The sequence below is a fragment of the Amycolatopsis sp. NPDC004625 genome (assembly GCF_040609695.1).
In the GTDB taxonomy this organism is placed as follows: Bacteria; Actinomycetota; Actinomycetes; order Mycobacteriales; family Pseudonocardiaceae; genus Amycolatopsis.
The window spans coordinates 338,069-361,563 of record NZ_JBEXKX010000001.1 but is presented as its reverse complement, the minus strand read 5'-3'; the positions used below and the strand labels follow the sequence as shown (position 1 = coordinate 361,563).

General features: G+C 71.7%; 22 protein-coding genes and 1 tRNA gene. All 23 read right to left on the bottom strand.

Annotated elements, in window-relative coordinates; all coding sequences use genetic code 11:
* On the bottom strand, positions 1–1,554 hold the full coding sequence (locus ABZW17_RS01690; protein ID WP_354808621.1) for a discoidin domain-containing protein: 1,554 nt from the start codon (positions 1,552–1,554) through the stop codon (positions 1–3).
* Between the two features lie 516 nt (positions 1,555–2,070).
* The gene (locus ABZW17_RS01685; protein ID WP_354808619.1) at positions 2,071–3,138 is read right to left on the bottom strand and encodes an NAD(P)-binding domain-containing protein; all 1,068 of its coding nucleotides are present in this window, start codon (positions 3,136–3,138) and stop codon (positions 2,071–2,073) included.
* Positions 3,139–3,863: 725 nt separating this feature from the next.
* The gene (locus ABZW17_RS01680) at positions 3,864–5,156 is read right to left on the bottom strand and encodes a GGDEF domain-containing protein (protein ID WP_354808543.1); all 1,293 of its coding nucleotides are present in this window, start codon (positions 5,154–5,156) and stop codon (positions 3,864–3,866) included.
* A 323-nt stretch (positions 5,157–5,479) separates the two neighbouring features.
* Positions 5,480–6,445 (bottom strand): SRPBCC domain-containing protein, encoded by a 966-nt coding sequence (locus ABZW17_RS01675; RefSeq protein ID WP_354808541.1) that lies wholly within the window; start codon positions 6,443–6,445, stop codon positions 5,480–5,482.
* Between the two features lie 100 nt (positions 6,446–6,545).
* Entirely contained in the window at positions 6,546–7,400 is an 855-nt protein-coding gene (locus ABZW17_RS01670; protein ID WP_354808539.1) for a xanthine dehydrogenase family protein subunit M, read from the bottom strand.
* Entirely contained in the window at positions 7,397–9,838 is a 2,442-nt protein-coding gene (locus tag ABZW17_RS01665) for a molybdopterin cofactor-binding domain-containing protein (RefSeq protein ID WP_354808537.1), read from the bottom strand. Before ABZW17_RS01665 ends, ABZW17_RS01670 begins: the two co-directional genes overlap by 4 nt.
* A complete protein-coding gene (locus ABZW17_RS01660) occupies positions 9,838–10,362 on the bottom strand; it encodes a (2Fe-2S)-binding protein (RefSeq protein WP_354808535.1) in 525 nt (174 codons plus the stop codon). Before ABZW17_RS01660 ends, ABZW17_RS01665 begins: the two co-directional genes overlap by 1 nt.
* A gap of 215 nt (positions 10,363–10,577) precedes the next feature.
* Positions 10,578–11,690, bottom strand: coding sequence for an XdhC/CoxI family protein (locus ABZW17_RS01655; protein ID WP_354808533.1), 1,113 nt, complete (start codon positions 11,688–11,690; stop codon positions 10,578–10,580).
* Positions 11,683–12,795, bottom strand: coding sequence for a VWA domain-containing protein (locus tag ABZW17_RS01650; RefSeq protein WP_354808531.1), 1,113 nt, complete (start codon positions 12,793–12,795; stop codon positions 11,683–11,685). Before ABZW17_RS01650 ends, ABZW17_RS01655 begins: the two co-directional genes overlap by 8 nt.
* Before the next feature lie 23 nt (positions 12,796–12,818).
* Positions 12,819–12,892 (bottom strand) — tRNA-Arg (locus ABZW17_RS01645).
* Between the two features lie 310 nt (positions 12,893–13,202).
* Positions 13,203–14,969, bottom strand: coding sequence for a hypothetical protein (locus ABZW17_RS01640; RefSeq protein ID WP_354808529.1), 1,767 nt, complete (start codon positions 14,967–14,969; stop codon positions 13,203–13,205).
* 46 nt (positions 14,970–15,015) lie between these two features.
* Positions 15,016–15,885: a MoxR family ATPase gene (locus tag ABZW17_RS01635; protein WP_354808527.1), complete on the bottom strand. Its 870-nt coding sequence runs from the start codon at positions 15,883–15,885 to the stop codon at positions 15,016–15,018.
* A 28-nt stretch (positions 15,886–15,913) separates the two neighbouring features.
* Positions 15,914–16,501 carry a nucleotidyltransferase family protein gene (locus ABZW17_RS01630; protein WP_354808525.1) on the bottom strand — a complete coding sequence of 196 codons (588 nt, stop codon included), beginning with the start codon at positions 16,499–16,501 and terminating at the stop codon, positions 15,914–15,916.
* Between the two features lie 133 nt (positions 16,502–16,634).
* Positions 16,635–16,757, bottom strand: a complete 123-nt coding sequence (locus ABZW17_RS01625; protein WP_354808523.1) for a hypothetical protein — start codon at positions 16,755–16,757, stop codon at positions 16,635–16,637.
* Positions 16,758–16,804: 47 nt separating this feature from the next.
* Positions 16,805–17,632: an IclR family transcriptional regulator C-terminal domain-containing protein gene (locus ABZW17_RS01620; RefSeq protein WP_354808521.1), complete on the bottom strand. Its 828-nt coding sequence runs from the start codon at positions 17,630–17,632 to the stop codon at positions 16,805–16,807.
* Between the two features lie 10 nt (positions 17,633–17,642).
* Complete coding sequence (gene pcaC / locus ABZW17_RS01615; RefSeq protein WP_354808519.1) at positions 17,643–18,044, bottom strand: 4-carboxymuconolactone decarboxylase; 402 nt, start codon at positions 18,042–18,044, stop codon at positions 17,643–17,645.
* Positions 18,041–18,817, bottom strand: coding sequence for a 3-oxoadipate enol-lactonase (pcaD, locus tag ABZW17_RS01610; protein WP_354808517.1), 777 nt, complete (start codon positions 18,815–18,817; stop codon positions 18,041–18,043). Before pcaD ends, pcaC begins: the two co-directional genes overlap by 4 nt.
* A 5-nt stretch (positions 18,818–18,822) precedes the next feature.
* Positions 18,823–19,377, bottom strand: coding sequence for a protocatechuate 3,4-dioxygenase subunit alpha (pcaG, locus tag ABZW17_RS01605; protein ID WP_354808515.1), 555 nt, complete (start codon positions 19,375–19,377; stop codon positions 18,823–18,825).
* Positions 19,374–20,111 carry a protocatechuate 3,4-dioxygenase subunit beta gene (gene pcaH / locus ABZW17_RS01600; protein WP_354808514.1) on the bottom strand — a complete coding sequence of 246 codons (738 nt, stop codon included), beginning with the start codon at positions 20,109–20,111 and terminating at the stop codon, positions 19,374–19,376. Before pcaH ends, pcaG begins: the two co-directional genes overlap by 4 nt.
* 11 nt (positions 20,112–20,122) lie before the next feature.
* On the bottom strand, positions 20,123–21,304 hold the full coding sequence (locus ABZW17_RS01595; protein WP_354808512.1) for a thiolase family protein: 1,182 nt from the start codon (positions 21,302–21,304) through the stop codon (positions 20,123–20,125).
* A complete protein-coding gene (locus tag ABZW17_RS01590; protein ID WP_354808510.1) occupies positions 21,301–22,059 on the bottom strand; it encodes a CoA-transferase subunit beta in 759 nt (252 codons plus the stop codon). Before ABZW17_RS01590 ends, ABZW17_RS01595 begins: the two co-directional genes overlap by 4 nt.
* The gene (locus ABZW17_RS01585) at positions 22,056–22,865 is read right to left on the bottom strand and encodes a CoA-transferase (protein WP_354808508.1); all 810 of its coding nucleotides are present in this window, start codon (positions 22,863–22,865) and stop codon (positions 22,056–22,058) included. The genes ABZW17_RS01590 and ABZW17_RS01585 overlap by 4 nt, the downstream gene beginning before the upstream one ends.
* 168 nt (positions 22,866–23,033) lie before the next feature.
* The gene (locus tag ABZW17_RS01580) at positions 23,034–23,492 is read right to left on the bottom strand and encodes an SRPBCC family protein (protein ID WP_354808506.1); all 459 of its coding nucleotides are present in this window, start codon (positions 23,490–23,492) and stop codon (positions 23,034–23,036) included.
* Positions 23,493–23,495 lie beyond the last annotated feature (3 nt).

The window sequence follows — 23,495 nt, the reverse complement described above, 5'->3', positions numbered from 1 at the left end:
CTAGTGGCAGGTGTAGGTCGGGCTGCTGTCCAGGACCTTGCCGTCGACGCCGATGAGCTGCGTCTGGAACGTCGTGTCCGTCATCGACAGCTTCAGGACACCGAAGGTCTTCAGCAGCTTGGCCGTCGTGGCGTGCGCCGGGCTCAGGTCGTACAGGTTGGCGCCGCCGCTGCCGCCGACGATCTCGACCGGGCCTCCCGCGTCCGCCTTGCCGTCGGCGTTCTGCGGCAGGAACCGTTCGTAGTCGTGGTCGTGGCCGTTGAGGACGAGGTCGACCTTGTTCGACACCATCAGGTTCCACAGCGCGATGCTGTCGATGTTGTCGCCGTGGTCACCGGAGCTCCACCGCGGGTGGTGGTAGTACGCGGCGACGCAGCCCTTCGTGTTGCTGGCCAGGTCCTGCTTCAGCCAGGTGATCTGGGGCGGCTCGGCGAACTCGTCGTGGGTGACGAAGTCGTTGGAGTCGAGGGCGACGAAGTGCCAGTTGCCCATTTCCCAGCTGTAGTAGCGCTTGCCCTGCGGTTTGGCGATGGCGCCGAAGTACTGCTCGTAGCCGGTGAACCCGGAGTAGGACTCGTGGTTGCCGGGGATCGGGCGGGTGATGTTCTTGAACTTGCCCCAGGTCTTGTCGTAGTAGTTCTTGAAGTCCGACAGGGTCGGTTCGTCGTACTGGTTGTCGCCCATGGTGATGACGGCCGCGGGGTTCATGTTCTCGACGAGCTTCGCGGTCTTGGGGTGGACGCAGCTCGAGCTGCTCGCGGTGCACTGTTCGGCGATGTCACCGGCCGCCGCGAGGACGAACCCGGCGCTCCCGGCCGCGGTCTTGACCGTGACCGGCGTGCTCGCGGGTGAGGCGTTGCCCGCGGCGTCGCGCGCGCGGACCGCGTAGGTGTAGCTCGTGTCCGGCGTGAGTCCGGTGTCGGTGTAGGACGTCGTTGCGCTGGTGGCGACGACGGTGCCGTTGCGGAGGATGTCGTACCCGGTGACGCCGACGTTGTCGGTGGCGGCGCCCCAGGTCAGCGGGACGCTCGTGGCGGTCGCCGTGCCCGCGGCGAGGCCGGCCGGGGTGGTCGGGGCCTGGGTGTCGCCGGAGGAGTCCGTGCTGCCGTAGACCTGCATCTCCCAGAAGGAATAGCCGTAGCTGGTGGCGCGGGTGAGGCCGACGAAGCGCACGAAGCGGCCGCGGGCGGTGAGGCCGCCGAGGTCGTCGATCTTGCCGTCGCCCGTGTCGACGGTGGCGGCCGTGGTGAAGTTCGTGCCGTCGTCGGAGACCTCGATCCGGTACTTCTTGGCGTAGGCGGCTTCCCAGTTGAGGACGACGCGGTGGATGCCGGCGGATTGGCCGAGGTCGATCCGCAGCCACTGCGGGTCGGCGCCCTCGGCGCTGGCCCAGCGGGTGGTGGTGCTGCCGTCGACGGCCTTGGCACCGGCGTAGGACGAGCTTTCGACGGTCGAGGTGGCCACGGGTTTCCCCTGCGACAGCAGGACATCGGCGGCCTGCGGGGTGGCAGCCGCGGCGATGGCGGAGGGCAGCAGCACCACGGCGGCGAGCACCGGGGTGAGTCGGGTCAAGGGACGTAGGCGGGTGGACGGCACGTCGCGCTCCTTACGGGCCTGGCGGTGGCTGGTGGGCTGCGGCGTCGGGTTAACGGAGGTAAAACTGTTAGGAAAGTTTCCTAACTAAGCGGACTTTAACGAGGGGACGTTCCGGATGACAAGACGTGTCTTGTCCTTGAATCGGTCAAGAGGGTGAGTTTTTCACGGTTTCCGCTGTTCAGGGGGTGTGCCGATGAACGGGATACTGCGCCGGGGCCTGGGACCGGCCATCCGGCGCTTGGGATCACAGCGGGGTCCGCGCCAGGTTTGGTCGGCACCACGCCTCACTCGATGGACGTCGGCCTGCCCGGCTCCCGGCAGTCGCATGTGGACCGGCTTTTTCGTTGCTATCGCGCGGAAATATCCGCCACCGCAAGATCACCCGATTCAGCGATGGCGTTCGCACAGATGTTCGGTAGTTTCGGATGCATGGCCCTCACACCCCGCACCCCGACCGTCCGCCGAAGACCCGGTTCACCCGTCCGAACGCAGCAGTTTCCGGATTTCCGCCACCGCGGCGCGCCCCGCCCGGTTCGCCCCGACCGTGCTCGCCGACGGCCCGTAGCCCACCAGGTGCAGCCGCGGCTCGAGCACCACCCGCGTGCCGTCCATGCGGATCCCGCCACCCGGTTCACGAACGTGCAGCGGCGCGAGGTGGTCGATCGCCGCCCGGAACCCGGTGGCCCAGAGGATCACGTCGGCGTCGAACCGCGAGCCGTCCGCCCAGACGACACCGTCCGGCGTGATGCGCTCGAACATCGGCCGCCGGTCGAGGACACCGGCCGCCCGCGCGGCCCGCACTTCCGGCGTCACGGCGAGATCGGTGACGCTGACCACGCTTTCGGGCGGCAGCCCGGCCCGCACCCGTTCATCGACCTTGGCGACGGCGCCGCGTCCCCAGTTTTCGCTGAAGGGCTCGTCCCGCCACACCGGCGGCCGCCGGGTGACCCAGGCCGTGGCCCGCGCAAGGGGCGCGAACTCCATGAGCAGCTGAACCGCGGACGCCCCACCCCCGACGACGACCACCCGAAGCCCCCGGAACTCCTCGGGCCCGCCGTAGTCGGCGGTGTGCAGCTGTCGTCCGGCGAAGGTCTCCTGCCCGGGATAGCGCGGCCAGAAGGGCCGGTCCCAGGTCCCGGTGGCACTGATGACGGCCCGAGCGGCCCAGGACTCCACCGCACTCGAGACGACGAGCCGTTCCCCCGCCCGCGTCACGGACTGGACGTCAACGGGCCGCAGCACCGGAAGGTCATAGACGCTCTCGAACCGCGCGAAGTACTCGGAAACGACCTCGGAAGCCGGCCGTGTCACGTCGGGAGTCCCGAAAGCCATCCCGGGCAGGTCATGAATCCCATGAACCTTCCCGAGAACAAGCGACGGCCACCGGTATTGCCAGGCACCCCCGGCCCGCTTCCCGTGATCGAGCACAACGAACCCACGCCGATTCCCGAACCCGGCCCGCCGCAGGTGGTAGGCAGCAGAGAGCCCAGCCTGCCCAGCCCCGATCACCACCACATCAGTCTCGTGATCCGCACGGCTCATAGAGAGTCCAACAACAGAAGCGTCGGCATATTTCGCGCCCTCGATCACAACACCACCCCCTGCAGTCGGCTTACGTCACCGGGTTCAGCAGGCCCCTCACCGCCCGGCCACCCCACGACCGCCTTCCTCCCGCCCCACCGCCGCCCCCGGCAGCCCACTCACCCAACCCGCATCTCCGGGCCAGCCAGCCTCATCCCAGGCCACCGCCACACGACCAACACCGCCTTCGAGCCACCGCCAAGGCCGCCTTCGTTCCGCCCCAGCCCGCCATCCCGGCAGCCCACTCACCCGCCCCACCACCCCACCGGCGCCCTCCGACCCCACCAGCCCTATCCCCAGCCACCCGTCACGCAACCAGCGCCCACCCGGCGCCACCTTCAATCCACCACCACGACCGCCTTCGTTCCGCCCAAGCCCGCCATCCCCGAGCGGCCCACCAAGCCACCTCATCCGACCCGGCACGCCACCGGCACCCGGAAAAGGGAGCTGCAGCGACGGAGTCGGCGTCCTCGCCGCCGATGGGCTTCGACCGGCTCAAACAGCTCCGCGACCTGTCCACCCAACACGCCCGACACGCCCGACACGCCACTGCCACCAAGCCGAACTCACCAACACCGCCATCGTCCTCTGGCTCCGATGACCTACAAGAAAACCTAGGCGGCACCGCTCGACCGACCCCCTGGCCCGCCCGAAGCGCGCCGGCCCGCCCGACCGAACCGTCCGCGTCACACAGCAACCCGGTTCCGACCAGCCTCCTTGGCCCGATACAAGGCAGCATCCGCAGTCCGCAGAACATCGTCGAGCGTCGGACCGGCGTCGGGATGCCGCGCCACCCCGATCGACACCGACAAGCCACTCACCCGGACCGTGCCGGTCCCCGTCGAAATCACCACGTTCAGCTCGCCCACCGCCACCCGCACCCGTTCCGCGATGGCCAGTACGTCCGCGCGGCCGATGCCCGGCAGCAGCACGACGAACTCCTCGCCCCCGAACCGGCCGACCGTGTCGCCCTGGCGCACCGAACCCGAGATCGCCACCGCGACGGCGGCCAGCACGTCGTCGCCGGTCAGGTGGCCGTACGTGTCGTTGATCCGCTTGAAATGGTCCAGGTCGATCATCAACACGGCGAAGTCGCCGGCCGCGCCGCGGCGTTGGGCGCGGGAGTGCTCGCGGACCGCGGACTCGTGCCAGCCCGCGGTGTTGAGCAGCCCCGTCTTCTCGTCGGTGACCGCGGCGACCTGCAACTGCTGCTTCAGCAACAGGTACCGGTGCAACAGCAGCAGCGGCGCCACGACGAACACCACCAGCACCGGCTGCTCGACCAGCGCCAGCGCGGCGAGTCCGCCGAGGCAGAGGGTCGCCAGCTCGAAAGCGTTGTCTTCCCACGTTCCGACCAGGTCCGCCGCCGAGCGCTGGCTCGTGTACAGGTAGATCCCGGCCGCGACCACGCCCACGTTCACCAGCTCGAAAACCGCGGCCGCAAGACACAACGCGAACAGCCCGCGCGCCGTCTGCAACGGCATCCCGTGCAGCCCCAAGACCGCGAGAACGGAGGAAGCCGCGAAACACGAAAGCATCGCCCAAGCCGTGCTCGCGACGAAGCGGTGCGCGGGCCGCGTACGCACCTGACGCCACACTCGCACCCACAGGTGCGTGTAGAGCACAACGGCCAGCAGCGCGACCCAAGCCGGCGGGAGGAGGACGACGCCGGCGAGGTACCAGACGGACGTGACGTTGATGTGCGTCTGCCCGCTCATCCACCGGCGCAACCGCTCGATGCGGCGCGACATCTCGGCCTGCGCCACCCCCAACGCGACCAGCACGGCGAACCACACCGGACGCACGGGGCCACCGAACCCGGTGACCAGCGCGGTCACCGTCGCGACGACGGCCAGCAGTTCACAACCGAGCGCGTAGGCGATCCAGCGGGCTCTGGCGCTACCCCACATCGCCCATCGCGCGGGCCAGCCCGGCCAGGTGGAAACCGCTTCCCGGCGCACGGCGGCCTGGGCTCTCAAGAGCCGAGGTCACAGACGTGACGAACCGCCATCGTGACGTACCCCTTGCGCGAAGTTCGGCCGACAGGTTGCCCAGCGTAGCCGTTCCGGCGAGCGGCGTCGCCAGTCCGGGCGGTTTACCGGCGACGCGCCCGTTCGAAGACCCGCGCAGGGTAGATCAGCGCACGCAGGCCGCCAGGCGATCATCGAAACCCGTTCGAACCGTCGACGGAGGACAACCGCGCTTCCCGCGCGTGGGGCATCACCACCGGAGCGGTCCAATCGTCGCCAGCCAGCTCACTCGCGCAAAGCGCCGACCACCCGAACGTTCGGCTCCGGTCAGCTCACTTCCGCAGCGCGCGGACGATCGCCACCAACCCGACCACCGCGGCGATCCCGATCAGCACCGGCACCACTCGCTTGAGCACGGACTGTCCCGCGTAGTCGAGCAGGTCGATCGCCTCGGTCTCCGGGGGTGCCGGGACGCTACGCAATGCCGGACGGTCCGCCGGCTTGGACTTCGGCTCCGTGTTGATCTCCGCCGTGGTCGGGGCCGCCTTCACCGCCGGCTGGGGCTCGGCTGTGGCGGTCGGCTCGGCCGGCTGTTCCGCAGCATCCGGCACCGGCTTCACGGCCGGTTCGGCCACCGGCTGCGCCGGCGCCGAGGGGGCACCTCCGCCCGAACTCTGCTGGGCCGACGCCTTCGCCGCCGGGGCACCTCCAGCCGGGGTCTGCCCCGCCGGGGCACCTCCAGCCGCCCCCTGTGCCGTCGGCACGCTCCCGGCCGATCCCTGCCGGGCCGCCGCGCCCGTTGCGCCGGCCGTGCCCACCGCACCTGCCGCGCCCACCGCGGCCGCCGCGTCCTGCGCCGGGGTCAGTTTGCCCGACAGGCAGCCCGCGAACGTGTCCAAAATCTTGCCGCCGACCTCGCTGATCAACCCGCGGCCGAACTGGGCCGGCTTGCCCGTGATCGCCAGGTCCGTCGACACCGCTCCGTGGGTTCCGCCGTCGGCCTCCGTCAGCGTCAACGTCACCGTGGCCGCCGCCGTGCCCGAGCCGCGGGAATCCTTGCCCGAGGCCTTGATCGTCACCTTGCGGGCCGCTTCGTCCTTCTCCAGGAACTCGCCGTTGCCCTTGTACAGCAGGGAAATCGGACCCAGCTTGACCTTCACCGTCCCGCTGAACTTGTCGCCTTCCACCTTGGTCAGCGTCGCGCCGGGCATGCAGGGGGCGACGCGCTCCGGGTCGACGACCGCCTGCCAGACCTCGCCGATCGGTGCCGGGACGGTGAATTCGTGGTCGAGCCGCACGGGCCGACCTCCTCTCTGCCGAACCTGGGTGTCCGCACCCCACCCTAGCCGCCCCGGGGCCGCGGCCCGGCGGGCGAACCGCGGGCCCCGGGGACGTGCGTCAGGTTCCGGCCGCCGCCGCGATCGCGCGGCCCGTCAGCACTTCGGCCAGGTGACGGCGGTATTCGACGTCGGCGTTGCTGTCCACCGGCGGATTCGTGCCCTCCGCCGCGTGCGAAGCCGCCGCGCGGATCGAGTCCGCCGACGCCTGGACGCCGACCAGGGCCGACTCGACGCCCGAGGCGCGGATCGGGGTCGAACCCATGTTCGTCAGCGCGACCCGGGCCTCCTCGATGACTCCGCCTTCCGTCCGGACGGTGACCGCGACCGCGACCATCGACCACGCCTGGGCGACCCGGTTGAACTTCTCGTAGTGCGCCCGCCACCCCGTGTGCTTGGGCACGCGGACCTCGACCAGCAGCTCGTCCGGCGCCAGCGCGGTGGTGAACAGGTCGCGGAAGAACTCCGCGGCCGGCACCGTGCGACGTCCCGAAGGACCGGCCAGCACCAGGGACGCGTCCAGGGCCAGGACCGGTGCGAGCAGGTCCCCGGCCGGGTCGGCGTGGGCGATCGCGCCGCCCAGCGTCCCGCGGTGGCGGATCTGCGGGTCGGCCACCGTGTCGGTCGCCGCCTTCAGCAACTCCGCGTGCGCGGCCACCAACGCGTCGCGCTGGACGTCGTAGTGCGTGGTCATCGCGCCGATCACGAGTGCGTCGCCGTCCTCGCGGACGCCGCGCAGTTCGGCGACGCGCCCGAGGTCGATCAGCGTGGTCGGTGCCGCGAGGCGCATCCGCAGCACCGGCAGCAGGCTCTGCCCGCCCGCCAGCACCTTGGCGTCTTCACCCGCCGACGCCAGCGCCTGCACCGCTTCGTCCACTGTGGACGGGCGGACGTAGTCGAAGGGGGCCGGGATCACTGCGCACCTCCGGTGGCGTCGATCGAACCGAGGCCGCCACCGGCTTCGCCGCGGCCGGGGCCGCCCGCGTCGGTGGTGCCGTGCTGGATGGCGTGCCAGACCCGCATCGGGGTCAGCGGCATCTCGATGTCGTCCACGCCGAACTGCCGCACGGCGTCGACCACCGCGTTGACCACCGCCGGGGTGGACGCGATGGTGCCCGCCTCGCCGACGCCCTTGGCGCCGAGCGGGTTCGTCGTCGACGGCGTTTCCGTCCGGTCGGTGGTGAACGACGGCAGGTCGGCCGCCGACGGCAGCAGGTAGTCGGCGAACGTGCCGGTCGTCAACGTGCCGCTCTCGTCGTGTTCGGTGCCCTCGAACAGCGCCTGCGCGATGCCCTGCGCGAGCCCGCCGTGCACCTGACCCTCGACGATCAGCGGGTTCACCGCGACACCGACGTCGTCGACGCAGACGTAGGAGCGCAGCTTGATCCGGCCGGTCTCGGTGTCCACCTCGGTGGCGCACAGGTGCGTGCCGTGCGGGAACGAGAAGTTCTCCGGATCGAACGTCGCGTCCGAGTCGAGCGACGGCTCGACCCCGTCGGGCAGGTTGTGCGCCGCGAACACCGCGAGCGCGACGTCGCCCATCGTCGTGGACGTGTCCGTGCCCTTGACCGTGAACTTGCCGCCGGCGAACTCCAGGTCGTCCTCGGCGCATTCGAGCAGGTGCGCCGCGATCGGCTTGGCCTTGGCCACGACCTTCTCCGCGGCCTTGACGACGGCGATCCCGCCGACGACCAGCGACCGCGAACCGTAGGTGTCCATGCCCTTGTGCGACGACTGGGTGTCGCCGTGCAGGATTTCGACGTCCTCGAACGCGACGCCCAGCTGGTCGGCGACGATCTGGCTCCACGCCGTCTCGTGGCCCTGGCCGTGCGCGGACGCACCGGTCAGCACCTCGACCTTGCCGGTGGGCAGCATCCGGATCGACGCGTACTCCCAGCCGCCGGCGCCGTAGTCGAGCGAGCCGAGCACCCGCGACGGCGCCAGCCCGCACATCTCGGTGAACGTCGAGATGCCGATGCCGAGCTGGACCTTGTCCTTCGACGCGCGGCGCTTCTCCTGCTCGGCGCGCAGGCCGTCGTAGTCGAAGAGCTGCTTGGCCTTCTCGGTGGCGGCCTCGTAGTTGCCGGAGTCGTAGGTCAGCCCGCACACGGTGGTGAACGGGAACTCCTCGTGCTTGATCCAGTTCTTCTCGCGCAGCTCCAGCGGGTCCATGCCGAGCTCGACGGCGAGCTCGTCCATGATCCGCTCGATCGCGAACGTCGCCTCCGGGCGGCCGGCGCCGCGGTAGGCGTCGGTCAGCGTGGTCGTCGTGTACACGTTGGTGCACGCGAAGTGGTACGCCGGGATCTTGTAGATCGCGTTGAACATGAACGCGCCGAGGATCGGCACACCCGGCCCGACCAGGCCGTTGTACGCGCCGAGGTTGGCCAGCAGCTCCACCTTGAGGCCGGTGACCTGGCCGTCGCGCGTCGCCGAGATGGTGAGGTCCTGGATCTGGTCGCGGCCGTGGTGCGCGGCGAGCATCGTCTCCGACCGCGTCTCGTTCCACTTGACCGGCTTGCCGAGCTTCTGCGCGACCAGCAGCGACATCATCTCTTCGGGCAGGACGCCGATCTTGCCCCCGAAACCGCCGCCGACGTCCGGGGCGATCACGCGCAGCTTGTGCTCGGGGATGCCGAGCGTCAGCGCCGACATCACGCGCAGGATGTGCGGGATCTGGGTGGCCGACCACATGGTGATCTGGGTGCCGGTCGGGTCGACGACGCAGGCGCGCGGCTCCATGAACGCCGGGACGAGCCGCTGCTGGCGGAAGCGGCGCTTGAGCACGACCTCCGACGAGCTGATCGCGTCCTCGACGTTGCCGCCGGTGCCGGCCTCGGCGGAGTCGAACTTCCAGACCGCGCTCGTGTTGGTGCCGAGGTCCTCGTGGACCAGCGCGGCGCCGTCGGCGATCGCGGCTTCCATGTCGAGGATGACCGGCAGCTCGTCGTACTCGACGTCGATTTCCTCGAGCGCGTCGTGCGCTTCGGCCGACGACCGCGCGACGACGACCGCCACGCCCTCACCGGCGAAGTTGACCGTGCCGGCCGCGAGCACCGGGCGCCGCGGCGCCTTCATGTCCGGCGTGATCGGCCACGCGCAGGGCATGCCGACCGCGCCGTCCGGGTCGAGGTCCTGCGCGGTGTAGACGGCGATGACCCCGGGCGCGTCCTTCGCCGCCGCCGTGTCGATCGAGACGATCTTGGCGTGGGCGAACGGGCTGCGCAGGACGGCCAGGTGCAGCATCCCCGGCAGCGTGATGTTGTCGGTCCAGCGGGTGCGGCCGGTGATCAGCCGCTCGTCCTCCTTGCGGCGGCGGGACTTGCCAACCTCCGGCTCGATCGTCGCGGTCATCAGTCACCACCCACGCCGACGTGCTTGTTCTCGGCGATCCGCTCGGCTTCGGGGCCGGCGCCGGGGCTCATGTGCTGCGCGGCGTCGCGGACCGCGCGGACGATGTTCTGGTAGCCGGTGCAGCGGCAGAGGTTGCCTTCGAGCCCTTCGCGGACGGCCTGTTCGTCCGGGTCGGGGTTGTCGGCCAGCAGGTCGATCGACTGCATGATCATCCCCGGCGTGCAGAACCCGCACTGCAGGGCGTGGTTGTCGTGGAAGGCCTGCTGCACCGGGTGCAGCTTGCCGTCGCGGGCGAGGCCTTCGATGGTGGTGACCTCGCAGCCGTCGGCCTGCACGGCCAGGACGGAGCAGGATTTGACGCTGTGCCCGTCCAGGTGGACGGTGCAGGCGCCGCAGTTGCTGGTGTCGCAGCCGACGACGGTGCCGACCTTCCCGAGTTTTTCGCGCAGGTGGTGCACGAGCAGGGTGCGGGGTTCGACTTCGTCGGTGTACTTCGTCCCGTCGACGGTGACGGTGATGCGCATCAGGCCTCCAAAAGCCGGTTCGGGAACGGCCTGCCCGATCGTGATCGGGCTCACAGACCCCGAGCGTGCTACGCGACCATCGCGCGGACAAGCCCTGATGTCACACGTTCAACTACCTGTTCCGCAGATGCGCGGCCATCCCGCAGGGGAACGCCGTAACTGCGGAACGCCGGACGGGTGAACTTTTGTCCGCCACCCGGACCAGCGCGGCGCCGTCAGCCGTGGATGCGGCCCGTCAGTTCCGCGAGCCGCTGGCCGCCGCCGCCCCAGCGCAGCGCGATGATCTCCGCCGCGATGGACACCGCCGTCTCCTCCGGGGTGCGGGCGCCCAGGTCGAGGCCGATCGGCGAGGACAGCCGTTCCAGCTCCGCCTCGGTGATCCCGGCTTCGCGCAGCCGCGCGAACCGGTCGTCGTGGGTCTTGCGGGACCCCATCGCGCCGACGTATCCGACCTCCAGGCGCAGCGCGACCTCCAGCAGCGGCACGTCGAACTTCGGGTCGTGGGTCAGCACCGCGATCGCCGTCCGCCGGTCGACGCGGCCGGCATCGGCCTCCGCCTGCAGGTAGCGGTGCGGCCAGTCGACGACGACCTCGTGCGCGTCCGGGAAGCGGCTGGTGGTGGCGAACACCGGCCGCGCGTCGCACACCGTGACCTGGTAGCCCAGGTAGGCGCCCATACGGGCCATCGCGGCGGCGAAGTCGATCGCGCCGAAGACCAGCAGCCGGGGCGGCGGCTCGAAGGAGTTGACGAACACCGCCATCCCCTCGCCGCGGCGCTGCCCGTCGGGGCCGTAGTGCAGGGTGCCGGTGCGGCCGCTGGCCAGCAGGCCGCGCGCGTCGTCGGCCACGGCGTCGTCCATCCGCGACGAGCCCAGCGAGCCCGTGGTGCGGTCCGGCCACACGATCATGTGCTCGCCGACCAGGCCCTCGTGCTCGTGCTCGATGACCGTCACGACCGCGACCGGCTCGCCGCCGCGCACGGACGCGACCACGTCGCCGAGCTCCGGCATCGATTCGCGGTCGACCGGCTCCACGTAGATGTCGATGATCCCGCCGCAGGTCAGGCCGACCGCGAAGGCGTCGTCGTCGGAGACGCCGTAGCGCTGCAGCACCGGCTTGCGCTCGGCGACGACCTCCCGCGCCAGCTCGTAGACCGCGCCTTCGACGCAGCCGCCGGACACGCTGCCGGCGACCGTGCCGTCCGGGGCGACGACCATCGCGGCGCCCGGCGCGCGCGGCGCCGAGCTGAAGGTGGCGACGACGGTGCCGAGCCCGACCGTCTCCCCCGCCGACCAGCGGCGGAACACGTCGTCCAGTACGTCACGCATCGGAAATCTCCCCGAGCAGTCGTTCCAAGGTGGCCAGGGTGTGCCCGGCCAGGAGCCGGTCGATGTGGGGCAGCGCGGCCACGATGCCCGACTGGACCGGAGCGTACCCCGCGCGGCCGGCGTGCGGATTCACCCAGAATACGGCGTGCGCGAGCCGGCGCAGGCGGGCGAGCTGCTCGCCGAGCAGGCCGGTGTCGCCGCGTTCCCAGCCGTCGGAGAACACCGTGACGACCGCGCGGCGCGCGACGCCGCGCCGGCCCCAGCGGTCGAGGAACGCCTGGAGCGTCTCCCCGAGCCGGGTCCCGCCGGCGAAGTCCGGTACCGCCGAGCCGGCCGCGAGCATCGCGCGTTCCGGGTCGCGCTGGCGCAGCTGCCGCGACACGCGGGTCAGCCGCGTGCCGAGGGTGAACACCTCGACGGACTGGGGCGCCGACCGCGTCAGGACGTGGGCGAACCGCAGCAGGGCGTCGGCGTACGGGCTCATCGAGCCCGAGACGTCGACGAGCAGCACCACCCGCCGCGGCCGGCTGCCGCGGCGGGTGTGCACGAGTTTCAAGGGCTCGCCGCCGCTGGCGAGCATGGCGCGCAGCGTGCGCGAGGGGTCGAGACGGCCGCGCCGCGACGGTGTCCGGCGGGCGGCCGGGCGCCGCGGCGGCACGGGTTTCAGCGTGGCCAGCAGTTCGCGGAGGTGTTCACGCTCGGCCGTGGTGAGCTCCGCGAGGTCGCGGTGGCGCAGCACCTCCTGGCTGCTCGCGGCGACTTTCAGCTGGTCAGGGCCGTCGCCACCGTCGGCGTCGCCGCCCTCGGCTTGGCCCAGCGGGGCGATCCGCGCCTGCTTGGGCGCGGCGGCTTTCGCGCGCTTCGGCGTCGTCGTCTCGATGGCGAACCACTGGCTGAACGCCTCCTCGTAGCACGGGAGGTCGTCCGGGCTCGAACACAGCGTCAAGCGTCCGGCCCAGTAGAGCTGGGTCGGTTCGGCGACGTCGATCTCGGCCACGGCGGCCAGGTACGCCTCGACGCGGTGCGCATCGCAGGCGACACCGGCTTCGCGCAGCGCGGCGGCGAAGCCGGCGTACCCGGCGACGGGATCGGCGGCGGTGGTCATGTCTCCATTGTGCGCTTTTTCGGTGTCCCGGCGAGGAGTCGAACCTCGGACCTCGGCGTTCGTAGCGCCGCGCTCTGTCCTGCTGAGCTACCGGGACGGGGCGGTCTGCGCACGCGCCCCTCCCCGGGCAGGCGCGCAGACCGCGCTCTTCGCCGCGGCCGACCCAAGGTAGCGGGGGGTGGGCGCGAAGAGCTTTTCGGAAGGAAAAGGGAAGTCAGCGAACGGCGCGGGAGATCGTGCCGCACGAGATCCGGTTCTGCCGTCGGGTCACGATCTCCTCCTCTCGGTGGCGGTCTCTGCTGTGCTGGGAAAAGCATGCCCGACCGCGCTGGGCCGGGGCAACGCAATTAACGGCGCCCGCCTCGCCGGTCCTTTGTGGACCGGCGAGGCGGGCGCGTGTTCCGGGGTCAGGCGGCCTTCGTGCCGGGCTGGATGTTGGCGCAGCCGCGCAGACCCGCCGTCTTGTTCAGCTCCAGCACCGGCGTCAGCGTCTTCTGCGCGTACGCCTGGAGTTCCGCGAGCTTCGCGGGGTCGACCAGGTCGCGCCGGACGTGGTAGCTGACCCAGTTGCGCGAATCGACGGTCGAGTCGCCGATCGGCTGGTTGGCGAAGATCGTCACGTAGTCGCGGTCGAAGCGCGGGTCCTGGTCGAACTGCAGGGTGGTGATCCACGACCCGATGAACGTGACCAGCTCGGGCTTGGCCTGCGTGAAGACGTAGTCGCGCAGCCCCTGCAGGTCGGCGTCGTGCAGGTAGTCGGCGATCGGCTTGTCGCCCAGACCGGCCAGGTCGAGCACCCGGATGCGGCTGCCCAGCGACGTCCCGCCGAGGTCGATGAGGCCGACCTGCGCGGTGTCGGGCAGCTTCAGGATGTCCGCGAAGCCGTTGACGGTCTGGGCGTCGCGCTCGGCGACGATGCAGAACGCCGTCTTGACGTTGGCGCGGTAGGTCCTGCCCTGGGTGTAGAGCCCGCTCAGCGAGCTGACCAGCGCCACCACGAGCAGGCAGCCCAGCACGATCCGGCCGCGCAGGCGGGCCGCGGCCAGCGCCTCGACGACCACGAGCGCGCCGCCGAACGCGCCGAGCGTCCAGACCGGGGTGGCGAAGCGCAGCTGCCCCATCCAGTCGTACTCGAGCACGATGTAGGCGGCGACGGTGAGGCCGAACGGCACGAGCAGCGCGATCAGGCCGGTGCGCAGCCGCGACGGCCGGACCAGCAGCAGTACCAGGCACGCGACGGCGACCGCGACGATCAGCCAGCCCACGTAGGAGACGATTTCGCCCGGCCGCGCGAGGTCGTCGAGGTTCGGCGGCTCCTGCCCCTTCGCGACGGCGGTGTTGGGCACCAGCCGGCCGAACTCGAACCAGCGGAAGACCACGTAGGCGCCGTAGGGCACGGCGAACCCGGCGACCGACACGACGACGGCGCGCACGCTGCGGCCGAGCAGGTCCCGCTTGAGGAACAGCAGGACGACGATCGGGTACGCCCCGGCGTAGATGATCCCGTCGGGCCGGGTCAGCGCGGCGAGCGCGGCGATCAGCCCGGCACCGGCGGCGATCCGGGTGTCGAGCAGCCGGCCGCTCTGCACCGCGCGCAGGACCAGCACGGCGAGCGCGGCGATCGTCAGCGCGTAGAAGGAGTTCTCGAGCCCGGAGAAGCACCAGATCACGAAGGACGGGATGGCGGCGAGCGCGGCCCCGGCGGCGAACGTGACCAGCGCGGGCCGGCGGGTGAGCGTCTTCGCGCCGAAGTAGAAGAGGACGAGGATGCCGGCGCAGCAGGCGAGCGCGAGCGCCTTCGGGAAGAGGATCTGGTCGTTGACGCCGAAGAGCGTGCCGTGGTCGAACAGGCCGACGAGCTTGCCGAGCGCGAGCAGCACCATCCAGGTCGGGTTGGAGTACCCCTCGACCGGCGCGGCGCCGGGCTGCAGGACCGGGCCGAAGCCGTCGGCGACGTTGCGTGAGTAGGCGAAGGTGATGGCGGCGTCGTCGATCAGCCAGCGGCCGTAGAGCGAGGCGTGCGCGGCGATCAGGGCGGTACCGCCGAGCACCGCGGCCACGGCGGCGAGCCGGGCGCGCCACCCCCGCCGTCCGGTGGTCGCTCCGGCCGGTCCGGGCCGGTCCGGCCCCGCTTCGGCCGCCGGTCTCGTCTCGGTCGTCTCCGCCACGCTCATCCGCAGGTCCTCCCCCGTCTCGGCTTCGTCCGTCGTCCCACCGGGATCAGGCGAAGAGGGCGTCGAGCTTCGCCCTGACCCGGTCGAGGTCTTCGCTGTACTTCAGGACTGCGCCGAGTGTCCGCGCCGCCGTTGCCGCGTCCAGTTCGTCACGCTGCAGAGTCAGCAGGGCTCGCGCCCAGTCGAGTGACTCCGCCACTCCCGGTGGCTTCAGCAGGTCCATCTCACGGAGCCGGTGCACCGCTTCCGCGATCTGCCGTGCCAGCACTTCGCCTGTTTGCGGGATCCTACGGCGCAGGATGGCGACCTCCCGCACCAGGTCCGGGTGTTCGAGCCAGTGGTAGAGGCAGCGGCGCTTGAGCGCGTCGTGCACTTCGCGCGTCCGGTTCGAGGTCAGCACGACCAGCGGCGGCTGTTCGGCGCGGACTTCGCCGAATTCGGGGATGGTGACGGCGTGTTCGTCCAGCAACTGCAGGAGGAAGGCCTCGAATTCGTCGTCGGCGCGGTCGATCTCGTCGATGAGCAGGACGCAGGGGGCGCTGATCAGGGCCTGCAGCAGCGGCCGGGCGAGCAGGAACCGCTCGGTGTAGAGCGAGCGTTCGGCGGTCTCGACGTCGAGGTGCCCGTCCCCGGCGGCTTCGAGGGCGCGCAGGTGCAGGAGCTGCCGCGGGAAGTCCCATTCGTAGAGCGCCTGGGAGGCGTCGATGCCTTCGTGGCACTGGAGGCGGACGAGCGGCCGCCCGAGCGCGGTGGCCAGCGCGAGGGCGAGCGACGTCTTGCCGGTGCCGGGTTCGCCTTCGCAGAAGAGGGGCCGCCCCATCCGCAGGGCGAGGAAACCGGCGGTCGCGAGCCCGTCATCGGCGAGGTAACCGGTGGCGTCCAGAGCGGCGGCGAGTGCTTCGGGCGAGTCCGTCACGCTGACGATCGTAGGCGGCGAAGGGTGCTCACGCCGGGCCGCCCGGGAGGTCGGCGGGCCGGTCGACGTCCCGCCCGCTGCCGAGGTCACCGCACTCGACGAGGGTGAGGTCGGCCCGCCCGGCCAGCCAGTCCCGCGCCCCGCGATCGCCCCGCGCGGTGCCGGCGATCTCGGACCACCACCGGCGGCCGAGGAGGACGGGGTGCCCGGGAGCGCCGTCGTAGGCGGCGCGGGCAACGGTCTCGGGGGCGGCGAGGGCGGCAACGCGGGCGAGGACGTCGGGCCCGACCCAGGGCAGATCGACGAGGTGCACGAGGGCGCCGACGGGTTCGGGGGCGGCGGCGAGGGCGGCGAGGCCGGCGCGGAGGGAGGCGCCCATGCCGGTCTGCCAGTCATCGGCCGGAACGGCCAGGGAGGGGTCGGGAAGCAGGTCACGGACCTGCTCGGCGGCGGCACCGACGACAACCCGGACCGGGTGACAACCGGCGGCGGTGAGGGTGCGGAGGGCGCGGAGGACGAGGGGTTCGCCCTCGAGGCGGGCGAGGGCTTTGGGGCCGCCGAAGCGACGACCCGCCCCGGCGGCGAGGAGAAGCCCGGCGACTGGTGGGGTGGTCACGACGGCGCTCCGGCCGCGGGCAGTGGTTCTGCGGGCGGGCGGTTGGCGGTGGTGGTCGCCGGCCCGCCCGAGGGCGGCGCTCCGGCCACCAACACCGCAGCCGGCTGCGGAGCGTGATGCCCATCTGCCGCGGCTACAAGCCCGGCGGCGGCTCGCCCGGCCGCCGGCCGCAGGCGGCCTCCGCCGCGCCGAGCACCCACCTCACCAGCGGCTGGCCCGGCCGCCGGGCGCCGCCGACCTCCGCCGCATCGGGCACCCACCTCGCCGGCGGCTCCCCCAGCCCGGTGGCCGTTCGTCTCTTCCTCAGCCATGGGCGTGGCTGGGGGCGCCGATGGCCAGGTCCGCTTCGATTGCCTGGGCCGTCTCCAGGAGGGGCGGGACCAGGTCGCTCTCCACCGACTCCGCCGTTGTGCGGCTTGCGTGGGTCGACAGGTTCACCGCGGCCACCACGCGATTCCGGCGGTCGCGGATCGGGGCTGCCACCGAACGGAGGCCTTCCTCCAGTTCCTGGTCCACCATCGCCCAGCCCTGGTCGGTCACCTTGACCAGCTCCGCTCGCAGGGTGGCCGGGGCCGTGACCGTGTGGTCGGTCAGGCGGTCCAGGCTGGCCACGATGAAGTACGCCTCCAGCTCCGCCTTGCTCAGGCCGGCCAGCAGGACGTGGCCCATCGAGGTCGCGTGGGCCGGGAAGCGGGTGCCCACGTTGATGCTCACCGTCATGATGCGGGACACCGCCACCCGGGCCACGTAGACGATGTCCGTTCCTTCCAGCACCGAGACCGAGCTCGACTCGTGCACGCGCGCCGACAGGTGTTCCAGGTGTGGCTGTGCCACCTCCGGCAGCGTCATGCTCGACAAGTACGCGTAGCCCAGCTCCAGCACCCGGGCCGTCAGCGAAAAGTGCTTGCCGTCGGTGCGGACGTAGCCGAGGTCGGTCAGCGTCAGGAGGAACCTCCTCGCCGCCGCGCGGGTGAGGCCCGTTGCGCGGGCCACGTCGCTCAGGGTCAGCTCGGACGCGCCCGCGTGGAACGCCTTGATGACCGCCAGGCCACGCTCCAGCGACTGCACGTGGTGGGCACCACGAGGCGCCGGTTCCAGGCGGGCTTCGATCCGCGGCCTCATCGCGTCCATTCCCGGCACCCTATCCGGCGTCGGCGGGCCGGGCGCCCGGCTCGCCGAGCTCGGCCAGGGTGCGCTGGGCGATGGCGAACGCCGCGTTCGCCGCCGGGGCACCCGCGTACACCGCCGTGTGCAGCAGGACCTCGCCGATCTCCGCCGCCGTCAGGCCGTTGCGGACCGCGGCGCGGACGTGCATCGCCAGCTCGTTGTGCGCCCGCAGCGCCGTCAGCGCTGCCAGCGTCACGCAGCTGCGCGTGCGGCGGTCCAGGCCGTCGCGGGCCCACACCGAGCCCCACGCGCCCTCGGTGATGTAGTCCTGGAACGGGCGGCTGAATTCCGTGGTGCCCGCGACCGCGCGGTCGACGTGCTCATCGCCGAGCACCTCGCGCCGCACCTTCATGCCCTGCTCGTGGCGGTCCGTCACGCTCGCTCCAAATGATCCAGGATCAGCCGGGTGAACTCGCCCGGCTGCTCGTAGCTGCCCAGGTGCGCGGCGTCCGCCACGACCGCCAGCCGCGCGCCGGGGATGCCCTCGGCGATCGGCCGCGCGTGGTCCTCCGGCGAGGTGGCCGGGTCGTCGGCGCCCGCGACCACCAGCGTCGGGGCGGTGATCTTCGGCAGGCTGTCGAGCTGGTCCATCCGCTCGATCACCTCGCAGCACGCCGCGTAGCCCTCGGCCGGGACCGCCGCGATCATCGCGCGGAGGAACTCGGCCCGGTCCGGATGACGCTCTCGGTATCCCGGGGTCAGCCAACGGTGCACGCCCGCTTCGGCCACCGCCGCGGTGCCTTCGGCGCGGACCGTGCGGGCCCGGTCGGCCCACATCGACGGCGGGCCGAACTTCGCCGACGTGCAGCACAGCACCAGGCTCGCGACGCGGTCCGGCGCGTGGACGCCGAGCCACATCCCGGTCATGCCACCGAGCGACAGGCCCACCAGGTGCGCCCGCCCGACGCCGAGCTCGTCGAGCAGCGCGAGGACGTCGGCACCCAGGTCTTCGAGTTCGTAGGGGCCCGGCGGGACCGGCGAGCCGCCGTGCCCGCGCGTGTCGTACCGGACCACCCGGAAGCCGCGCTCGACCAGCGGCGCGACCTGGGGTTCCCACATCCGCAGGTCAGTGCCGAGCGAGCCGCCGAACACGACCACCGGCCCGTCCCCGGGGCCCTCCACGACCCGGTGCAGCTTCACGGCACCCACGGGCCTCACACCCGGAAGAAGACGGTCTCGCCGTCTCCCTGCAGCCGGACGTCGAAGCGGTAGCCGTCTTCGGTCTTCGCCGCGATCAGCGTGCCGCGCCGCTCCTCCGGGACCGTCGCCAGCACCGCGTCGCCGGTGTTGTCCTGGTCCTCGAAGTAGATCCGCGTGACGACCCGGTTGAGCAGGCCGCGCGCGAACACCGAAACGTCGATGTGCCGTGCCTGCGTGGTGCCGCCCTCACCGGGGACGGCCCCCGGCAGCAGGGTGAGGATCCCGTACGTGCCGTCCGGATTCGTCGGGCAGCGGCCGAAGCCGCGGAACTCGCCGGACGCCGCGCCGCGCGGGTCGTCGGGGTGGCGGAAGCCGCCTTCCGGGTCGGCCTGCCACGTCTCGATCATCGCGTCCGGGACCGGGTCGCCGTTGCCGTCCCGGACGGTGCCGCGGATCCAGACCGCGCCGGGCGTGCCCTCGGGCACCACGTGCGGGCCGTCGGGCCACGGCAGCCCGATCGACAGGTACGGGCCGACGGTCTGCGAAGGGGTGGGCAGCAGCCTGGTCATTCGTCCTCGTCCTCTTCCTCTTCGAACACCGACGCGTCGCGCCCGCGCAGCACGATGTCGAACCGGAAGCCGAGCGCCCACTCGGCCTGGGTGATCTCGTGGTCGTAGCGCGAGACCATCCGCTGCCGGGCCTGCTCGTCCGGGATCGAGTTGAAGATCGGGTCCTGGGAGAACAGCGGGTCGTCCGGGAAGTACATCTGCGTGACCAGCCGCTGGGTGAAGGCCGAGCCGAACACCGAGAAGTGGATGTGCGCCGGGCGCCAGGCGTTGTCGTGGTTCTTCCACGGGTACGCGCCGGGCTTGATGGTGGTGAAGGTGTAGCGGCCGTCGCCGTCGGTCAGGGTGCGCCCGACGCCGTCGAAGTTCGGGTCGAGCGGCGACGGCCAGCGGTCGCCGGTGTGCCGGTAGCGGCCGCCCGCGTTCGCCTGCCAGATCTCGACGAGGGAGTCGCGCACCGGCCGGCCGTCGCCGTCGAGGAGCCGTCCGGTGACGATGATGCGCTGGCCCTGCGGCTCGCCGGCGTGCTGCCGGGTGAGGTCGTTGTCGTGCTCGCCGAGGCGGCCGGGCCCGAGCAGCGGGCCGGTGACCTCGGTCAGCATCTGCGGGAGCAGGACGAGGTCCTGCTTCGGGTGCCGCAGCGCCGTGGAGCGGTAGCCGCGGGAATCCAGTGGGGGGTGGGTGCCTTCGGGGTCTTCCCCGTAGCGCGGCAGCCTGAATTCGGTCGGAGTGGCCACGTTCGTCTCCCTTATCGGCCTTCGAGGACGACAGCCAGCCCCTGGCCGACGCCGATGCAGATGGCGGCCAGGCCCCAGCCCCCGCCGCGGCGGTGCAGGTCGTGCGCCAGGGTGCCGAGGATCCGGCCGCCGGACGCGCCGAGCGGGTGGCCGATGGCGATGGCCCCGCCGTGGGTGTTGACGATCTCCGGGTCCAGGTCCTTCCAGTCGCGCAGACAAGCCAGCGACTGCGCGGCGAAGGCCTCGTTGAGTTCGACGGCGGCCAGGTCGTCCCAGCCGATGCCGGCGCGTTCGAGGGCGATCTCCGCCGCCCGCACCGGGCCGATGCCGAAGACGTCCGGGTCGACGCCCGCCGCGCCGCGCCCGGCGATCCGGGCCAGCGGGGCCTTGGCCAGGCGGCCGGCGGCGGCTTCGTTGCCGAGGAGGAGGGCGGAGGCGCCGTCGTTCAGCGGGGACGCGTTGCCCGCGGTGACGGTGCCGTTCTCCTTGCGGAACACCGGCTTCAGCTTGGCGAGCTTCTCGGGGCTGGAGTCCGGGCGGATGCCTTCGTCGCGGCTCAGGTCCACGCCTTCGACCGGGACCACGAGATCGTCGTAGAAGCCCTCGTCCCACGCCTTGGCCGCGTTGACGTGGCTGCGGGCGGCGAAGGCGTCCTGCTCGTCGCGGCCGATGCCGTAGCGCTCGGCGAGCTGTTCGGTGGACTCGCCGAGGGAGACCGTCCACTGCGACGGCATCGCCGGGTTCACCATGCGCCAGCCGAGCGCGGTGTTGTAGAGGGTCTGGTTGCCCGCGGGGAACGCCTTCTCGGGCTTCGGCATGACCAGCGGCGAGCGGGTCATCGACTCGACGCCGCCGGCGACGACGAGGGAGGCGTCGCCGACCTGGATCGCCCGGCTGGCCTGGATGGCCGCATCGAGGCCCGAACCGCAGAGGCGGTTGACGGTGCTGCCCGGGACGGTCGTGGGCCAGCCGGCGAGGAGGGCGGCCATGCGGGCGACGTTGCGGTTGTCCTCGCCCGCGCCGTTCGCGTCGCCGAGGGTGACTTCGTCCACTGTGGACGGATCGAGGTCGGTGCGTTCCCGAAGGGCCTTGAGGACCCCGGCCGCCAGGTCGTCGGGACGGACGCCGGCCAGGGCGCCGCCGTAGCGGCCGAACGGGGTGCGGATCGCGTCGAGGATGTAGACGTCGGTCATGCGCTTGCCTTCTCCAGGTCTCGCAGGAGGGTCAGCTCCTGCTCCGTGGGGGCCGGGGTGGTCTCGAGGTCGTCGGACACCTTCAGTTTCCACCCCGTGGCCGCGACGGCGCGGTCGAGGTCCACGCCGGGGTGGAGCTGCGTCAGCGTCAGTTCCGACGTCTCCGGGTCGGGGCGCAGCAGGCCCAGGTCCGTCACCACCAGGGTCGGGCCCCGGCCGGGGAGGCCGAGCTGTTCGCGGTCGCCCTTGCCCCTCCCGTGGCCGAACGACGTCACGAAGTCGACCTTCTCCACGAAGGCCCTCGGGTTCTGGCGCAGGACGACGAACACCTCGCCGCACGAGGCCGCGATCTCGGGGGCGCCGCCCGCGCCCGGGAGGCGGACCTTCGGGTCGTGGTAGTCCGAGCCGATCACCGTCGTGTTGATGTTGCCGAACCTGTCCAGCTGGGCCGCCCCGAGGAAGCCGACGTCGATGCGGCCGGGCTGGAGCCAGTAGTTGAACACCTCCGGCACGCTGACCACCGCGTCCGCGGTGTCGGCCAGCTCGCCGTCGCCGATGGACAGCGGCAGGCGGGACGGCTTGGCGCCCAGGCAGCCCGACTCGTAGATCAGCGTCAGGTTCGGGGCGTGCGCGCGGCGGGCGAGGTTGGCCGCCTTGCTCGGCAGGCCGATCCCGACGAAGCACGACATGCCGTCGCCGAGGGCGCGGGCCGCCGCGACGCTCATCATCTCGTCGGCCGAGTGCTCCGCGCTCATGCCTTCACCCCGGTCAGCTCGTTCAGCCACTTCGTGAACTCCTCGCGGTCGCGGCCCACCTTGTCCCACGCCTGGTACGCCGCGTTGTCCCGCTCGTAGTACCCGGCCGCATACGACGGCTTCGCGCCGCCCGGGACCTCCGCCACCGCCGTGACCACCCAGGCCGGCAGCACGACCGCCCCGGGGCGGGGCTCCAGTTCGTCGACGACCTCCTCGACCGTCACCAGGGAGCGTTTCGCCGCCAGCACCGCTTCCTTCTGGACACCGGTGATGCCCCACATCTGGACGTTCCCGTCCCGGTCGGCACGCTGGGCGTGGACGATCGTGACGTCCGGGTTCAGCGCCGGCACCGCGGTGAGCTGTTCGCCGGTGAACGGGCAGGTGATCGGCTTGATCGTGGCCGTCTGGGCCGGCAGGTCGGTGCCCGTGTAGCCGCGCAGCACCGCGAACGGCAGGCCGGACGCCCCGGCGACGTACCGGTTCGCCATGCCCGCGTGGCTGTGCTCCTCGATCTCCAGCGGCACCGGCCAGTCGTGCTGGACGGCGTCGCGGAACCGGTGCAGCGAGCCGACGCCCGGGTTGCCGCCCCACGAAAAGATCAGCTTGCGGGCGCACCCGGCGCCGATGAGCTGGTCGTACACGATGTCGGGCGTCATGCGCACCAGCGTGAGATCCCGCCGGCGTTGCCGGATGATCTCCTGCCCGGCCGCGACCGGGATGAGGTGCGTGAACCCTTCGAGCGCGACGGTGTCGCCGTCGTGCACCAGCCGGGCCACGGCCTCCTCCAGCGTCAGCAGCTCCGCCATCACACCCTCCGCACTGTTCGCATGACGCACACTCGTTCTGCCACCGAACATAGCACGACGGGCCGCGACCCGACCAGACGTCTTCCACCCAATGGATGACGCACGCACGTCGAAGGGGCTTTTCCTCGCCGAGGCAGCGGGAAAGCGAAAAACCGAGCAGAGCGGACTTCAGCCGGCCGTCTCGGCGGCGTTCCGGAGGTGCTCGTTGCGGAGCCGGATGAGCCGGGGCATGTACCAGCCGAGCACGGTCCGCTCGGCGAGGGTCCCGAGCGGGCCGAGCGGGGCCGCGAACTCGATGACGTCGCGCATGACGGTGCCGCCGGTGCCGTCCGGCTCGAAGTGGTGGGCGTGGTGCCACCGCTCGAACGGGCCCGCGACCTGCTCGTCGACGAAGTAACCGGGCGGCTCGCAGGCGCTGATGCGGGAGGTCATCCGCCAGCGCAGGCCGAAGTGCCTGGCCTGCCAGGTGACGGTGTCACCGAGCTGCATCCGGCCGGACGTGACACCGCCGACGGCCCACTCACCGGAGCCGGCCATCGAGGCGGTGTGCACCTCGACCTCCAGGGAGAGCTCGAAGACGCGCCGGGGCGGCGCCGCGATGCCGGTGCTGACCTCGAAACGCGTCATGTC

Coding starts and splice junctions, on each gene's coding strand:
- ABZW17_RS01585 (WP_354808508.1), bottom strand. CDS start 22,865: ATGGCGGAGCTGCTGACGCTGGAGGAGGCCGTGGCCCGGCTGGTGCAC.
- ABZW17_RS01660 (WP_354808535.1), bottom strand. CDS start 10,362: ATGCGCATCACCGTCACCGTCGACGGGACGAAGTACACCGACGAAGTC.
- ABZW17_RS01665 (WP_354808537.1), bottom strand. CDS start 9,838: ATGACCGCGACGATCGAGCCGGAGGTTGGCAAGTCCCGCCGCCGCAAG.
- ABZW17_RS01650 (WP_354808531.1), bottom strand. CDS start 12,795: ATGACCACCGCCGCCGATCCCGTCGCCGGGTACGCCGGCTTCGCCGCC.
- ABZW17_RS01580 (WP_354808506.1), bottom strand. CDS start 23,492: ATGACGCGTTTCGAGGTCAGCACCGGCATCGCGGCGCCGCCCCGGCGC.
- ABZW17_RS01685 (WP_354808619.1), bottom strand. CDS start 3,138: ATGAGCCGTGCGGATCACGAGACTGATGTGGTGGTGATCGGGGCTGGG.
- ABZW17_RS01620 (WP_354808521.1), bottom strand. CDS start 17,632: ATGGACGCGATGAGGCCGCGGATCGAAGCCCGCCTGGAACCGGCGCCT.
- ABZW17_RS01640 (WP_354808529.1), bottom strand. CDS start 14,969: ATGAGCGTGGCGGAGACGACCGAGACGAGACCGGCGGCCGAAGCGGGG.
- ABZW17_RS01655 (WP_354808533.1), bottom strand. CDS start 11,690: ATGCGTGACGTACTGGACGACGTGTTCCGCCGCTGGTCGGCGGGGGAG.
- ABZW17_RS01595 (WP_354808512.1), bottom strand. CDS start 21,304: ATGACCGACGTCTACATCCTCGACGCGATCCGCACCCCGTTCGGCCGC.
- pcaG (WP_354808515.1), bottom strand. CDS start 19,377: ATGACCAGGCTGCTGCCCACCCCTTCGCAGACCGTCGGCCCGTACCTG.
- ABZW17_RS01590 (WP_354808510.1), bottom strand. CDS start 22,059: ATGAGCGCGGAGCACTCGGCCGACGAGATGATGAGCGTCGCGGCGGCC.